The following is a 14,183-nucleotide window of genomic DNA, read 5'->3' as shown; positions in this document are numbered from 1 at the left end:
ATGAAGCGGAGAGGATTATTGTTTTGCGGCTTATTTGTCCTGGCCCTAATAATCGTGTATTTGCAGCCAGTATTCATGCAAAACGCTTCAGATTCAAGAATGACGATCGAAAACCCAATCAAAGCGCCAACAACCATGAATTACGAACCGATCGCAGCCCAAGGATTAGCTGAAATGATTGGGGAGCCTGTTTCGGATTTTGAAGAAGTCTACGGTCTTCCCATTCAAACCTATCGCTCGGGCTACGAGTTTGAAATTCGAGTCTACAATCAATTAGACGATCAACAGTATGTTGAGATCAATACCGATGGTGAAAGTGTGCAAGCAATCAAAGTAATCGGCGCCGGGGGCTCTTCCCTGGCACCTTTTACGATGGGCATGACCTTGACTGACTTGACGGAGTTGACCATGATTTATCCTAACTTTACCTTGACACAAAATGATCGTGCGATCGGTTTCGAATTGATGGAAGAAGATATGAACTATCGTCCATTAGTGGCTTTTGACAACGGGACTTTTGCTGTTTTGTTCTTCGATCAGGAGACTGCCCAACTGCAAGCCGTCACTTACTTGGATCAGACCACGCTACTTAAACTGGCACCTTATCCCTTGACGGAAGGACAGCGACCGCTGTTTCAAGTTTCGCAAACAATTGACCAAGCCCAAGCCAACCTTGAAAAAGAGACCCTGGCGTTTGTTATCATCGATAAAATTCGCCAGCAAATCGGCTTAGAAAGCTTCTCACAGGATACCCAAACACATCAAGAAGCAGCTGGACTTTTATTTGATTTGACGAATAATCTATCAGACTATTTGACTTCTCAACGAATCCATTCTTATCAACGCGCTCTTTCTTCAGAAAAAACGAGTAATTTTGTTTTAACGAACGACGAGTGGCGAGAGTTGTTGGCGGATAAGGAATTGGAAGCATCTGCTTCGATCTTCGAAGCGCCTGTTTACGATCCGACTTTTACGATTTTGTCTTGGTTCAGTAACCCAAGATTTGCTGAACGCCTGACCTATGAACAGTCAGAAAAGATAGGAATTGCTTTTTCTGAAGCAAATATGGTAGTCTTAGTGCAAGAAGATGTGGAAGGGACCGAGGATAGTACGTCAGATGATTTACGATGAAGCATTTTTCGAGATTGAAGATCAAATCGATTCACTTGTGATGGCGATCAAAGCAAGTGAAACGTGTAGAACCTATCAAAAAGCGAAAACAATTATGCATCAAGATCCTGTTGTTCAGGAATTGATGCGATCGTTTTTAGAAAAGAAGCTGGATTTTGAAAGAATTGAAGCTTATGGTGAGTATGCGCCTGATTTCAAAGAAAAAAAACGGGCGTTGCGCACAGCCAAGCGGCAGTTGGATCTTAATGAACAAGTAAGTGAGTATCGCTGGAGTGAAACACAACTACAGCGTTTGCTGGATGAACTGACTGTGGCGATCTCTACTTGTTTTTCTCCCTCTGTCAAAGTGGACGCTGGGAGTCCCTTTTTTCAATCAAAATCAAGTTGTGGAGGAAATTGTCATGCACGAGGATAAAGAGCCTTTTACGATGCAAAAGCGTCGAGGATTGATCGTATGGGTTTACAGCCTACGCCAACTAAAAAATTTGCGTCGTTTTGGTTTTGTTCATTATGTATCACGTAAAATGAAATACGTGGTCATGTATTTGAACGAAGAAGAATACGAAAGCAAAAAAGCAAAAATCGAGCAGTTTCACTTTGTTCGACAAGTTGAAGCTTCCTATCGACCAGATGTCGAAATGGATTTTGCTGAAAAAATTGGTACTTCAGCAGCCTATCCAGTGAAAGATGAAGGGTTTGATATCGAAGAAAAAAATACGATGATTCGATTGGCAGAAAACGTGTAATAAAAAAGTGGGGGTGCCTTGAGTCACCGCCATTTTTTTATTGCTATTTATAGAAACAGTGCTATATTTGTATTTACGAAGATCTTGGAGGGAAAAAAGCATGCGTGTAGTAGCCGGAGAATATGGTGGCCGCAGATTAAAAAGTCTCGCTGGAGACAACACTCGCCCCACGACAGACAAAGTAAAAGGGGCGATTTTTAACATGTTAGGGCAATATTTAGATGGAGGTGTTGTACTGGATTTATTCAGCGGAAGCGGGGGCTTAGCTATCGAAGCGGTCTCTCGGGGAGCTGATCATGCGGTTTGTGTCGACCGTAGTTTTCCAGCAACCAAAGTGATCCGCGAAAATATTGCTATAACCAAAGAACCCGAAAAGTTCACGGTGTTAAAAATGGATGCGAATCAAGCTTTACGGCAGTTTGCAGCTGAGGGACAAAGTTTTGACTATTTGTTTTTAGACCCGCCATACGCAAAGCAAGAGATTCTGCAACAGTTAGAAGCTATGCTGAAGGATGAATTGATTCGCCCGTCTGCATACGTAGTTTGCGAAACAGACAAGTCCATCGACTTACCAGAACAAATCGGCTCGTTGCATTTGGTCCGTGCCCAAACCTATGGCATATCGGCAGTGACGATCTATAGAAATGAGGGATAACGTGAAAAAGATTGCTTTATTTCCAGGGAGTTTTGACCCATTGACGTCCGGTCATGTTGACCTGATCGAGCGAGGAGCCACGCTTTTTGATGAATTGATCGTCGGCGTTTTTACAAACACCAATAAAAAAAGTTTTTTTACGAGTGAAGAAAAAGTTCATTTGATCGAAGAAGCCCTCGCCCATATTCCTAACGTCAAGATTCTGGCACAAGAAACGGAGCTGACGGTTACGATCGCAAAAAAACTAGGTGCTCAGTTTCTGCTAAGAGGCATTCGCAGTGTGAAAGACTATGAATATGAGCGGGACATCATGGAGATGAATCATCACCTAGAACCCTCATTAGAGACCGTTTTTCTTTTAGCAGACGCAAAACACAGTTTCATCAGTTCCAGTTTGTTGAAAGAAATCTTAACCTTTAACGGCGATGTTGCCGAATATTTACCTCAAAATATCTACGATGCTATAGTAAAGAAGCGTGATACCAATGAATCTTAAATCAACGATCAAATATCTTCTTCTGTTTGTTTTAGCGCTGATCATCGCAGCTTGTGCTTTTTTGCCGATTCCCTATTATATCGAGCAACCAGGAGCAACGATCGATTTAAAAGAGCTGATTACCGTCAATCAAAAAGAAGACACCTCAGCCGGCTCCTTTTCTTTGACCAGTGTTGGGATTCGACAAGCTACCGTGTTCACAGCGATTGGAACGAAATTCAATGAATTCCAAGACTTGATCAGTGAGGAAGAACTTTTAGGCGGTGCGACAGATGAGGAGTACAACCGCATTCAACGTTACTATATGGAATCCTCGCAAAATAGTGCGATTGAGCAAGCATTAAAGCTGGCAGACTTACCTTATGAAATGACCTATAAAGGGGTCTATGTCATGGGGATCGATCCAAATTCCAGCTTTGCTGGGAAAATATCCGTTGGAGATACCGTCACCGCAGTCAACGGTAAAGAATTTAAAAGCAGTCAAGATTTTATCGACTACGTCCAAAGTCAAACCATTGGTGATGAAATCACCGTGACTTACTTGCAAGATGGCGAAGAAAAAGAAGCAACGGGCAAACTAATTGAACTGGAGAGCAATCAAAAAGCCGGTATCGGCATCTCCCTCGTCGATCATACAGAGATCACTTCTGATGAAGAGATCGTGATCGATTCTGGCAATATCGGAGGACCTTCCGCTGGTTTGATGTTCACCCTTGAAATTTATGAACAGTTGACCGGAGATAACCTACGTAAAGGCCACAACATAGCTGGGACAGGAACGATCTCAGCTGACGGAACCGTTGGTCGAATCGGTGGGATCGATAAAAAAGTAGCGAGTGCCAGTGAAAGTGGTGCAGAAATCTTCTTTGCCCCAGATGATGAGATCACTGACGAAGAGCGTGAAATAGATCCTTCCATAAAAACGAATTATGAAGAGGCAGTGGCAGCAGCGAAGAAGTTAGACACGGATATGAAAATCGTTCCGATCGCTAATGTCCAAGATGCCTTGGATTATCTAGCAACACTAAAAGAAGCAAATTAAAACGGCACTCGCCGTTTTTTTTATTGTCTAAAGAATACAGTAGGCTCAAAGAAAAGGTTATGCTATACTTTTAGATAAGGAGTGTGAATCTAGTGGAATTAAAAAGACAACAACCGATCGTTGAAGCATATCATTTCGATATGAAACCGAAAGACAAAGAAATGGAAACCAAATTGAATGTCGGCTTTGCGCCGTTAAAAGTCAAAGATGAAGAATATATGGAAAAAAATAGTATTATTGGCGCTCGGCTAGAATTCCAATTGGTGTTCCCTGATTATGTTTTGTCAGGACGTGTCGGACAGGTCAATCATATTTTGAATCGTAAAGTCAATTCCGGAGAAGATCTAACAAAAGCCGAAACTGACCGCTTGGTGGAACCATTGTTTGATATCGTCAAACGCTTGACTTATGAAGTGACAGAGATCGTAACCGACAAACCAGGTTTACAATTGAACTTTAATACCAATTCGAATGCTGCGCAAGAAGCGAAGGAAGAAGACAAATAACGAGAAATAGGAGGGATGCCCATTGTTTTCCAATCAAATGCAAGTGATGCTATACGTCGATGATGTGACGAAAGCAGTTGAGTTTTGGCAAGAACTAGGGTTTGCGATCATTGAACAACAAACCGTTGATGGAACATCCGTCGTCGAAATCGCGCCATCAAAAGAGGCAGAGGCTCATTTTGTCTTATATGACCGTGAGTTCATCGAAACGCACTCACCTGAAGTCGCATTAAATTCCCCATCGATCATGTTTTTTGCAGAAGATATTACGACACTTTATAAGAAGCTTCTAGAGATGGAAGCAGAAGTCGGTGAATTGATTCAGATGGAAGAACAGCTGGTTTTCAATTTTGCCGATCCGGATGGCAATTATTTTGCTGTTTCAGGAAAATAGGTTTTACCGATCGTAATCAATCATTCGTCTTTATGAACCCGACTCTATGCTGTCGAACCGTTCAAGACGAATGATTGTTTTTTGATTTTAATGCAAGACATTTTGCAGCCAAAGGGCTAAAATTGATAATAAGAGACTCAATTGCCTTTAAGGAGGGAATGACTATGCAAAACTATCTATATGCAATCAGTGATATTCATGGAATGGCCGATCTTTTTAAAAGTCTTCTTGCGGAATATGATCCTAAAATCCATCAGTTGCTTTTGATTGGTGATCTAAATGACCGAGGACCAAAGTCCAAAGAGTGTTTAATGCTCGGAAAGAAATTAGTTGAAGAACATCAAGCGATTTATTTACGTGGCAATCATGAAGAGTATTTTCTGCAATTTCTAAATGCCCCAGAGGATTGGTTCGCCGCCTACGTACGCAATGGCGGTAAAGAAACGATTGAAAGTCTTTTACATTCAGGAGCTACTGAAGAGTATTCTCCAACGGAAATTGCCTTGATGATCCGAAGTAGATATGGAGACTTAATAGAGTTTTTGATGGAGCGGCCGCTTTATTACGAATGGGGGAAGTATCTTTTTGTCCATGCGGGCGTGGATTTAAGTAAAAAAGATTGGCGGAAGACCGCTGACCACGATTTTATCTGGATTCGCGAGCCATTTCATAAAGGAAAAAACCGTACAGGAAAAACGATCGTTTTTGGTCATACCATCACGCCAATGCTGCATGGAGATATGCAGACGACGGATCTTTGGCAACAAGATGAAAAAATCGGCATCGATGGCGGGGCAGTATTTGGTGGATCGGTGCATGGCGTGATTTTTGATGAGAAAGGGATCGTTCAGGACATCGAATACCAAAATTTAGCAGGCCCTTGGCAACCAGACTTTTAAAAGTCTTTTTTTGAAAAGTCAAAAGCAGCCATAACAAGAGTCGTGAAAGCAATGTTGTTTTCGTGCAATCTTGTTCGCTCAATGGCTGTCTTTTTTATGTTAAACTAGCAAAAGCAACAAAGGAAAGGTGAGAACAAATGGCAGAAATGAATCAAGAGGTACTTGATTTAGTGAAACAAGAATTAACCGCTTTTACCCAAAAACAAATCAGTACGGTGTTGCAGTTATTGCAAGAAGGAAATACCGTCCCCTTTATTGCCCGCTACCGTAAAGAAATGACGAATGGACTTGACGAAGTTCAGATTCGAGAAATCGACGAGCGATACCAGTACTTAGAAAACTTAGAGAAGCGCAAGCAAGAGGTTTTGCGTTTGATAGAAGAACAAGAAAAGCTAACGCCTGAACTATCTCAGGCGATTTTAGCTGCGACAAAAATGCAGGCCGTCGAGGACCTGTATCGTCCTTATAAACAAAAACGACGCACCAAAGCGACGATCGCTAAAGAAAACGGCTTGGAACCATTTGCTCAGTGGCTGTTAAGCTTTCCAAAAACAGGTGACGTACAAGAAAAAGCGGCCGAATTTATGAGTGATGCTGTTCCTACTGTAGAAGATGCCTTAGCAGGCGCGCACGAGATCATTGCAGAAGGCGTTGGTGACACTGCAGAGTTTCGTAGTTGGATCCGCAGCTATTACACAAACAAGGGGCTGTATCAAAGCACGGTCAAAAATGCTGAAAAAGATGAAAAAGGCGTTTACGAAATGTATTACGATTTCCAGCATCCTATCAATAAGATGGTATCCCACCGAATTTTAGCCACCAATCGTGGGGAACAAGAAGACATCTTGAAGGTCGCGCTTGTGGCAGATGAAGAAAAAATCATGGATTACCTACGGCGTAAACTGATTACAAATAGTGATTCACCCGCAGCCAGTTTTGTTGAAGCTGCAGCTGCTGATGCGCTGAAACGTTTTATTTCACCAGCCATCGAACGAGAGATCCGCAATGAATTAACAGAAAAAGCCGACGAACAAGCCATTGCGATTTTTGGCGAAAATCTTCGCAATCTGTTGCTGCAGCCGCCACTAAAGGGCAAAGTCGTTTTAGGTTTTGATCCAGCGTATCGTACAGGCTGTAAACTAGCAGTCATTGATGAGACAGGAAAAGTACTAGCAATCGAAGTGATCTATCCTCATAAACCAGCGCCTATGAATAAGCGAGAAGCGGCTGGACCAGCGTTTCGTCGCTTATTGCAAACCTATAAAGTCGAGATGGTCGCAATCGGTAATGGGACGGCGAGTCGGGAATCAGAGCAATTCGTCGCTGAACAATTAAAATTGATCGATCAAGAAGTATATTATGTGATCGTGAATGAGGCAGGGGCTTCTGTTTATTCGGCCAGTCCGATCGCCCGGCAAGAATTCCCTGATCTGCAAGTGGAAGAACGCAGTGCCATCAGTATTGGTCGCCGTCTGCAAGATCCGCTGGCAGAATTAGTCAAAATTGATCCACAATCGGTGGGCGTCGGGCAATATCAGCATGACGTCTCACAAAAACGCTTAGCCGAACAATTGGATTTTGTCGTTGAAACAGTCGTCAACCAAGTAGGCGTTGATGTCAATACCGCAAGTGCGGCACTCTTACAGCACGTGGCTGGTCTAAATAAAACGACCGCTCAAAATATTGTGACTTATCGAGAAGAAAACGGGGTATTTACGCAGCGAAATCAACTGAAAAAAGTCCCTCGCTTAGGGCCAAAGGCCTATGAACAGGCAATCGGGTTTATGCGGATTCCTGGCGGAAAAGTCATTTTGGATAATACCGGGATCCATCCAGAAAGTTATGACACTGCTAAAGAAATTTTGGCGATCGCCGGCATTTCTTTAGCGAAACTAGGGAAAGAACAAATGGAAGAAAATAAAGCGAAGCTTGCCCAACTGCGCCCAGCAGAGCTTTCTGCAAAATTGTCAGTCGGGAAAGAAACCATCACGGATATCTTAAAGGCATTAATGCAGCCTGGACGCGATATGCGAGATGAAATGCCAGCTCCATTATTGCGTAAAGATGTGTTGAGTATGGAAGATCTAAAACCGGGAATGGAACTGAAAGGAACGGTTCGAAATGTGATCGACTTTGGTGCCTTCGTCGATATCGGTGTCAAACAAGACGGACTGGTCCATTTGTCGAAGCTAAGCCGTTCGTTTGTAAAACATCCGAAAGATGTTGTTTCCGTCGGTGATGTCGTAACCGTTTGGATCGAGCAAGTAGATGTCAAAAAAGGCCGTATCAGTTTAACAATGGTCGATCCAGGAAATGCTAAATGACCCAACAAGAATTGCAGCGCTTGGTGGAAGAGCTGTCGCTGTCTGTTTTCAATAAACCATTCACGCATCGAGCGGTGTTTAATTCTCGCTTAAAAACAACCGGTGGCCGTTACCATCTAAGTGATCATCACTTGGATTTCAATCCAGCCATGCTCACAGAACACGGGATGGAGGTTTTTATCGGCATTATCAAGCATGAATTGTGTCACTATCATTTGCATTTAGCAGGTCTTGGTCACCGTCACCAAGACCCTGCCTTCAAGGCATTGCTGGCAAGAACGGGAGGCTTGCGATATGCACCTCCTGCCAAAAGGACAGCCAAACATCGCTATCAATGCCAAAATTGCGGCTGTGTGATTCGGCGGCAGCGACGTGTGGATATCAAAAAATATGTTTGTGGAAAATGTCGCGGACGTTTGCTAGAAATAGGAAATGATGAGAAAAGTCAAGTCGAAAAATAAAACTCGTTGCTATTTTTTTCATTTTGTATGATAATGTAGGTCGTGTGACAACCTGATATTTGTCAATACACGCGTTTTTTTACGACGCGGATTTGAGAAAAGAGGATTATAATAATGGAAAATCAAAACAAAATACATCATTTTGTTGGAATCAAAGGTTCCGGTATGAGTTCATTGGCTTTGATTCTGCACGAAAAAGGCTACCAAGTACAAGGCTCTGATGTGGAAGAATATTTCTTCACTCAACGTGATCTAGAAAAAGCAGCGATCAAATTGTTGCCTTTCGATAAAGCAAACATTCAACCAGAAATGGTCATTATCCAAGGAAATGCTTTCCCTGATACCCACGAAGAAATCGTACGAGCCAAAGAACTTGGCTTAGAAGTTACTCGTTATCATGACTTTATCGGCCAATTCATTCAGCCCTATACGAGTATTGCTGTGACGGGCTCTCACGGGAAAACCAGTACGACAGGCTTGCTTTCTCATGTCTTAAGCGGCATCCGTCCCACAAGTTTCTTGATTGGCGATGGTACCGGTCATGGGGAACCCGATGCGGAATTCTTCTCGTTTGAAGCCTGTGAATACCGTCGTCATTTCTTAGCCTATTCACCGGATTATGCAATTATGACCAACATCGATTTTGATCATCCAGACTACTTCCACTCGATCGAGGATGTCTTCTCAGCCTTTCAATCGATGGCAAATCAAGTGAAAAAAGGCATTTTTGCTTTTGGGGATGATGAATACTTGCGTAAACTTGAAGCAGATGTCCCAATCTACTATTACGGGGTCAACGATAACGACGATGTGCAAGCTAAAAACATTGAACGCACCACCCAAGGTTCAGAGTTCGACGTCTTTATCCATGGTGAAAATATTGGCCATTTTGTCTTGCCAGCTTTTGGTCAACATAACATCAACAACGCACTCAGTGTGATCGCTGTTGCTTACAAAGAAGGATTGGACATGAAAGAAGTTGCTGCGGAGATGATTTCATTTCCTGGAGTGAAACGTCGCTTCAGTGAAAAAATTGTAGCGGATATGACGATCGTAGACGATTACGCCCATCATCCTGCAGAAATCAAAGCAACGATCGATGGCGCTCGCCAAAAATATCCAGAGAAAGAAATAATTGCTGTCTTCCAACCGCATACCTTTACTCGTACGATCGCTTTAATGGATGAATTTGCGGAAGCCTTGGATCTTGCAGACCATGTCTATCTATGTGACATTTTTGGATCTGCTCGTGAATCACGAGGAGATGTTAAAATTGAAGATCTAGGCAATAAAATTCAAAAAGGCGGAACTGTGATCAAAGAAGAGAACGTATCTCCGCTATTGGATCATCAAAATGCTGTCGTGATTTTCATGGGAGCAGGCGATGTGCAAAAATTTGAAACAGCCTATGAAAAACTATTAAGCAATACAACTCGTAACGTATTGTAATCAAAGACTCTTGTGGCGTGTTTGCTGCAAGAGTTTTTTTACCTTTGAAGTTTTTGCAAAAGCAGCACCGCGAACTTGCACTTTTGTCGGCATCTGATAGAATATACTCAGATGAAACTATTCTTTTTGGAGGAATTAAATTTTGAATATAGGGAAACCGCGAAAAATAGGAAAAAGTATTGAAGATATCGAGGAAGGCGATTCGTTATCCTTAACAGAATCGATCGAAGACAATCAACTGTTGTTATATTTAGGGCTTACTAATGATGCAAATCCTTTGTATATACAACATGACTACACGCAAAAAACTGAGTATCAGCGTCCCATCGTGCCATCCATCATGTTGATGGGGATCATCACTAGTGCCGTATCGAAACATTTGCCTGGTCCTGGCTCTCATGTAGTCAATTTTTCGGTAAACTTTATTGAACCTGTATATCATTATGAAACGTTGACCTTTGAATTCGAAGTGATCAAAGTGGATAAAATGAAAGACGTGGTAACTATTTCGGTTGAAGCGATCAACACAGAAGATCATCGTATTTTAGATGCTGTGGTCATGGTCCAGCCGCCAAAAGCAGTAGCAGAAAATGAGGAGGAACAACAAGATGAATAATTTAAACAATGAAACTGTCCAAGCCCAAGGCTTAAATCGCTTTTATTCAAAAGTGTATTTATTCTTCGGCGTTGGGCTTGCGATCAGTGCGATCTCGGCCTATATTTTTGGGGAAGTCTTCAAAGCGCAAACCCTGCAATTTATCGACAATTTTCCGCTAGGATTTACCGGTCTTTGGATCTTACAGATCATTCTAGTTATTGTATTAGGTGTGAAGGCGCAGAAAAATCCGTCCTTGACCGTTGCTGGCTTTTTAGTCTATTCGCTCTTGAATGGATTGACCTTGTCTGTGACACTGATGATCTATGACTTTGGATCGATCGTGGGGGCATTTGTTTCCGCAGCTGTCACTTTTGGTGTCATGTCAGCATTTGGGATCATGACCAAACGGGATCTAAGTGTGGTTGGACGTATCGGCTATGGTCTGTTGATCGGGATCATCATCTCGACGCTCTTGAATGTATTTATTTTACGCAGTCAACCGGTTGATTTCTTTTTATCGATCGTGACCGTCTTTGTCTTTATGGGAATCACCGCTTATGACAATCAACAAATCCGCAATGTATACTTCGCAACGAATGGTGGCGCAAATACTGGAGTGGCCGTTTTCATGGCACTACAACTGTATTTAGATTTTATCAACTTATTCCTTGCGTTATTGCGAATCTTTGGAAAAAACAACTAAAAAAAGTGCGAGGAAACTCGCCTTTTTTTTTGTATAAAATGAGAGAGAAAACAAAGCAATTCATCGCTTTTGTGCCCGTTCTTTGATAGAATAAAGAGGAACTTTTTGAGAAAAGGAGTAATCAAATGCCAAAAAATAAATTACTACTCGTTGATGGGAATAGTGTGGCTTTCCGTGCGTTTTTTGCGTTGCATAATTCATTAGAACGGTTTAAAAATGCCAATGGGCTGCACACAAATGCCATCTATGCGTTTCATACTATGTTTGAAAATGTGATGGCAAAAGAACAGCCAACACATGTTTTAGTGGCTTTTGATGCTGGAAAAACCACCTTCAGGACAGCGATGTATGAAGATTATAAAGGTGGACGTTCAAAAACCCCTGGGGAATTTAAAGAACAAATGCCTTACATTCGCGAATTGATCAACGCGTTAGGTGTTCAATACTACGAATTAGATAACTATGAAGCCGATGATATCATTGGCACATTGGCAAATAAAGTCGATAAAGAGCTATTTGATGTCGTCGTTTTATCTGGCGATCGCGATTTGACCCAGCTGGCAACGGAGCACGTGAAAGTTGACATTACGGTCAAAGGAGTTAGCGAAATTGAAAGTTATACGCCCGCTCATGTGGCTGAAAAATATGACGGCCTAACGCCCTTACAAATCATCGACATGAAAGGACTAGCTGGCGATGCTTCCGATAATATTCCCGGCGTCACCAAAATTGGTGAGAAGACAGCCATCAAGCTATTGAAAGAATATGGCTCTGTTGAGGGGATCTATGAACACATCGATGAAATGAAAAAAAGCAAGATGAAAGAAAACTTGATCAATGATCGTGAGATCGCCTTTCTTTCAAAACAATTAGCAACCATCGATGTGGATGCGCCCATTGAGGTCGATGTTGACAAACTCAAATATGAAGGCAAAGATTTAGAGAAATTGGTGCCATTCTACCAAGAAATGAACTTTAATAGCTTCTTAGATAAGCTGCAGATTACAGCTGAACCAGTTGAGATGGAAGACATTTTGTTTTCGGTCGTTGAAGAAGTAACAGAGGATATGTTCCAGGGAGACACAGCATTGTATGTCGAGATGATGGGGGATAACTATCATTTGGAAGACATCGTCGGTGTTGCTTGGGGCAATCAAGAAAAAATTTATGTCAGCAATCGTGAAGAATTGTTTGAAAGTCCAGTCTTTACCGATTGGTTAAAAGACGAGAAACGTAAAAAATTCGTCTATGATGCCAAACGCACGTACGTGGCGTTAAATCGGTACACGACAGCACCAAAAGGAATCGCTTTTGATGTTTTATTGGCAGCTTATCTTTTAGACACGAATGATACGAATAATGACATCGCAGGTGTTGCCGCTCACTATGGCTATGATGCGATCCAATCGGATGAAGCGATTTATGGAAAAGGCGCGAAAAAAGGGCTGCCGGCGGATGAGGAAGACTTCTTTGCTCATTTAGCCCGTAAAGTAGCGGCGATTACAAACCTAACCCCAAAACTTACAGAAGAATTGGCAGCGAAGAATCAAACAGCGCTATTTGAAGAAATGGAATTGCCTTTATCAATGATTTTAGCTGAGATGGAGATCACTGGAATCAAAGTTGATGCGTCTCGCTTGCATCAGATGAAGGGCGAATTTGCGCAACGGTTGCATGAAATTGAAGAAAAAATCTATGCCGAAGCAGGTGAAACCTTCAACTTAAACTCACCGAAACAATTGGGTGTGATTTTATTTGAAAAAATGGGCTTACCAGTTATCAAAAAAACCAAAACTGGCTATTCGACCGCAGTCGATGTGTTAGAACAACTAAAAGAGCAAGCACCAATCGTTGAAGACATTTTGACTTATCGTCAAATCGCTAAGATCCAATCAACCTATGTAGAAGGCTTATTAAAAGTGATCCAAGGAGATGGCAAAGTCCATACGCGATATGTGCAAACCTTGACCCAAACTGGTCGTTTAAGTTCTGTCGATCCAAACTTACAAAACATTCCGATTCGTTTAGAAGAAGGTCGAAAGATCCGCGAAGCCTTTGTGCCACGCGAAGCTGATTGGGTGATCTATTCTTCTGACTACTCTCAAATCGAATTACGGGTGTTGGCACATATTTCAGATGATACCCATTTGAAAGAAGCCTTTATCGAAGGTCAAGATATCCACTCAAGCACAGCGATGCGAGTCTTTGGTATCGAAAAAGCAGAAGATGTGACACCAAATATGCGTCGTCAAGCCAAAGCAGTCAACTTCGGTATCGTTTATGGTATTTCTGATTATGGCTTATCCCAGAATCTAGGAATCACCAGAAAAGCCGCCCAACAATACATCGATACGTATTTTGAAAAGTATCCTGGGGTGAAAACGTATATGGAGGATGTCGTTCGTGAGGCGAAGGACAAAGGGTACGTTGAAACTTTGTATCATCGCCGTCGTTACCTACCTGATATCAATTCGCGCAATTTCAATATTCGAACTTTTGCCGAAAGAACTGCCATCAATACACCGATTCAAGGCAGTGCGGCGGATATCTTAAAAATTGCCATGATCGATCTGGCGAAACGTTTGAAAGAAGAAAAATTAGCAGCAACGATGCTGCTGCAAGTACACGATGAATTAGTCTTTGAAGTACCTGAATCTGAATTGCCTCGTCTTGACGCTTTAGTGAAAGAAGTGATGGAGCAAGCCGTTGCATTGCATGTACCTTTACTGACAGACAGCAATTGGGGCAAAACATGGTACGATGCTAAATAAATGAGGTG

The 14,183-nt window shown here is 42.2% G+C and carries 15 protein-coding genes; all 15 read left to right on the top strand.

The features are described 5' to 3' along the window. A complete protein-coding gene (locus tag ENLAB_RS01155; protein ID WP_244352240.1) occupies positions 1 to 1,131 on the top strand; it encodes a CAP-associated domain-containing protein in 1,131 nt (376 codons plus the stop codon). Further along, positions 1,118 to 1,546 (top strand): YlbF/YmcA family competence regulator, encoded by a 429-nt coding sequence (locus ENLAB_RS01150; protein WP_140964800.1) that lies wholly within the window; start codon positions 1,118 to 1,120, stop codon positions 1,544 to 1,546. The genes ENLAB_RS01155 and ENLAB_RS01150 overlap by 14 nt, the downstream gene beginning before the upstream one ends. Further along, complete coding sequence (locus tag ENLAB_RS01145) at positions 1,533 to 1,877, top strand: YlbG family protein (protein WP_077454534.1); 345 nt, start codon at positions 1,533 to 1,535, stop codon at positions 1,875 to 1,877. Before ENLAB_RS01150 ends, ENLAB_RS01145 begins: the two co-directional genes overlap by 14 nt. Positions 1,878 to 1,977: 100 nt before the next feature. After that, positions 1,978 to 2,532, top strand: a complete 555-nt coding sequence (gene rsmD, locus ENLAB_RS01140) for a 16S rRNA (guanine(966)-N(2))-methyltransferase RsmD (RefSeq protein ID WP_081118584.1) — start codon at positions 1,978 to 1,980, stop codon at positions 2,530 to 2,532. Position 2,533: 1 nt separating this feature from the next. Beyond that, the gene (gene coaD, locus ENLAB_RS01135) at positions 2,534 to 3,028 is read left to right on the top strand and encodes a pantetheine-phosphate adenylyltransferase (RefSeq protein WP_005231326.1); all 495 of its coding nucleotides are present in this window, start codon (positions 2,534 to 2,536) and stop codon (positions 3,026 to 3,028) included. Beyond that, the gene (locus ENLAB_RS01130; RefSeq protein ID WP_077454533.1) at positions 3,018 to 4,070 is read left to right on the top strand and encodes a SepM family pheromone-processing serine protease; all 1,053 of its coding nucleotides are present in this window, start codon (positions 3,018 to 3,020) and stop codon (positions 4,068 to 4,070) included. Before coaD ends, ENLAB_RS01130 begins: the two co-directional genes overlap by 11 nt. A 92-nt stretch (positions 4,071 to 4,162) precedes the next feature. Next, complete coding sequence (locus ENLAB_RS01125) at positions 4,163 to 4,576, top strand: DUF1149 family protein (protein WP_042890719.1); 414 nt, start codon at positions 4,163 to 4,165, stop codon at positions 4,574 to 4,576. 22 nt (positions 4,577 to 4,598) lie between these two features. Further along, the gene (locus ENLAB_RS01120) at positions 4,599 to 4,970 is read left to right on the top strand and encodes a VOC family protein (RefSeq protein ID WP_081118582.1); all 372 of its coding nucleotides are present in this window, start codon (positions 4,599 to 4,601) and stop codon (positions 4,968 to 4,970) included. A 164-nt stretch (positions 4,971 to 5,134) separates the two neighbouring features. Further along, on the top strand, positions 5,135 to 5,869 hold the full coding sequence (locus ENLAB_RS01115; RefSeq protein WP_200124609.1) for a metallophosphoesterase family protein: 735 nt from the start codon (positions 5,135 to 5,137) through the stop codon (positions 5,867 to 5,869). A gap of 137 nt (positions 5,870 to 6,006) precedes the next feature. Then, on the top strand, positions 6,007 to 8,193 hold the full coding sequence (locus ENLAB_RS01110) for a Tex family protein (RefSeq protein WP_244352238.1): 2,187 nt from the start codon (positions 6,007 to 6,009) through the stop codon (positions 8,191 to 8,193). Beyond that, the gene (locus ENLAB_RS01105) at positions 8,190 to 8,654 is read left to right on the top strand and encodes a SprT family protein (RefSeq protein WP_077454528.1); all 465 of its coding nucleotides are present in this window, start codon (positions 8,190 to 8,192) and stop codon (positions 8,652 to 8,654) included. Before ENLAB_RS01110 ends, ENLAB_RS01105 begins: the two co-directional genes overlap by 4 nt. A gap of 114 nt (positions 8,655 to 8,768) precedes the next feature. Then, positions 8,769 to 10,103 carry a UDP-N-acetylmuramate--L-alanine ligase gene (murC, locus tag ENLAB_RS01100; protein ID WP_077454527.1) on the top strand — a complete coding sequence of 445 codons (1,335 nt, stop codon included), beginning with the start codon at positions 8,769 to 8,771 and terminating at the stop codon, positions 10,101 to 10,103. A gap of 142 nt (positions 10,104 to 10,245) precedes the next feature. Further along, positions 10,246 to 10,719, top strand: a complete 474-nt coding sequence (locus ENLAB_RS01095) for a MaoC family dehydratase (RefSeq protein WP_005225996.1) — start codon at positions 10,246 to 10,248, stop codon at positions 10,717 to 10,719. After that, positions 10,712 to 11,404: a Bax inhibitor-1/YccA family protein gene (locus ENLAB_RS01090; RefSeq protein ID WP_005235771.1), complete on the top strand. Its 693-nt coding sequence runs from the start codon at positions 10,712 to 10,714 to the stop codon at positions 11,402 to 11,404. Before ENLAB_RS01095 ends, ENLAB_RS01090 begins: the two co-directional genes overlap by 8 nt. A 125-nt stretch (positions 11,405 to 11,529) precedes the next feature. Continuing rightward, positions 11,530 to 14,175, top strand: a complete 2,646-nt coding sequence (polA, locus tag ENLAB_RS01085; RefSeq protein WP_086292321.1) for a DNA polymerase I — start codon at positions 11,530 to 11,532, stop codon at positions 14,173 to 14,175. The last annotated feature ends 8 nt before the right edge of the window (positions 14,176 to 14,183 follow it).

The organism is Enterococcus innesii, assembly GCF_022846515.1.
GTDB lineage: Bacteria > Bacillota > Bacilli > Lactobacillales > Enterococcaceae > Enterococcus_D > Enterococcus_D innesii.
Note: the sequence above shows the minus strand (reverse complement) of the source record. Positions and strands in the feature narration are given on the sequence as shown.

Coding starts and splice junctions, on each gene's coding strand:
- ENLAB_RS01145 (WP_077454534.1), top strand. CDS start 1,533: ATGCACGAGGATAAAGAGCCTTTTACGATGCAAAAGCGTCGAGGATTG.
- ENLAB_RS01110 (WP_244352238.1), top strand. CDS start 6,007: ATGGCAGAAATGAATCAAGAGGTACTTGATTTAGTGAAACAAGAATTA.
- ENLAB_RS01105 (WP_077454528.1), top strand. CDS start 8,190: ATGACCCAACAAGAATTGCAGCGCTTGGTGGAAGAGCTGTCGCTGTCT.
- ENLAB_RS01115 (WP_200124609.1), top strand. CDS start 5,135: ATGCAAAACTATCTATATGCAATCAGTGATATTCATGGAATGGCCGAT.
- murC (WP_077454527.1), top strand. CDS start 8,769: ATGGAAAATCAAAACAAAATACATCATTTTGTTGGAATCAAAGGTTCC.
- rsmD (WP_081118584.1), top strand. CDS start 1,978: ATGCGTGTAGTAGCCGGAGAATATGGTGGCCGCAGATTAAAAAGTCTC.
- ENLAB_RS01150 (WP_140964800.1), top strand. CDS start 1,118: ATGATTTACGATGAAGCATTTTTCGAGATTGAAGATCAAATCGATTCA.
- ENLAB_RS01130 (WP_077454533.1), top strand. CDS start 3,018: ATGAATCTTAAATCAACGATCAAATATCTTCTTCTGTTTGTTTTAGCG.
- ENLAB_RS01090 (WP_005235771.1), top strand. CDS start 10,712: ATGAATAATTTAAACAATGAAACTGTCCAAGCCCAAGGCTTAAATCGC.
- ENLAB_RS01155 (WP_244352240.1), top strand. CDS start 1: ATGAAGCGGAGAGGATTATTGTTTTGCGGCTTATTTGTCCTGGCCCTA.
- polA (WP_086292321.1), top strand. CDS start 11,530: ATGCCAAAAAATAAATTACTACTCGTTGATGGGAATAGTGTGGCTTTC.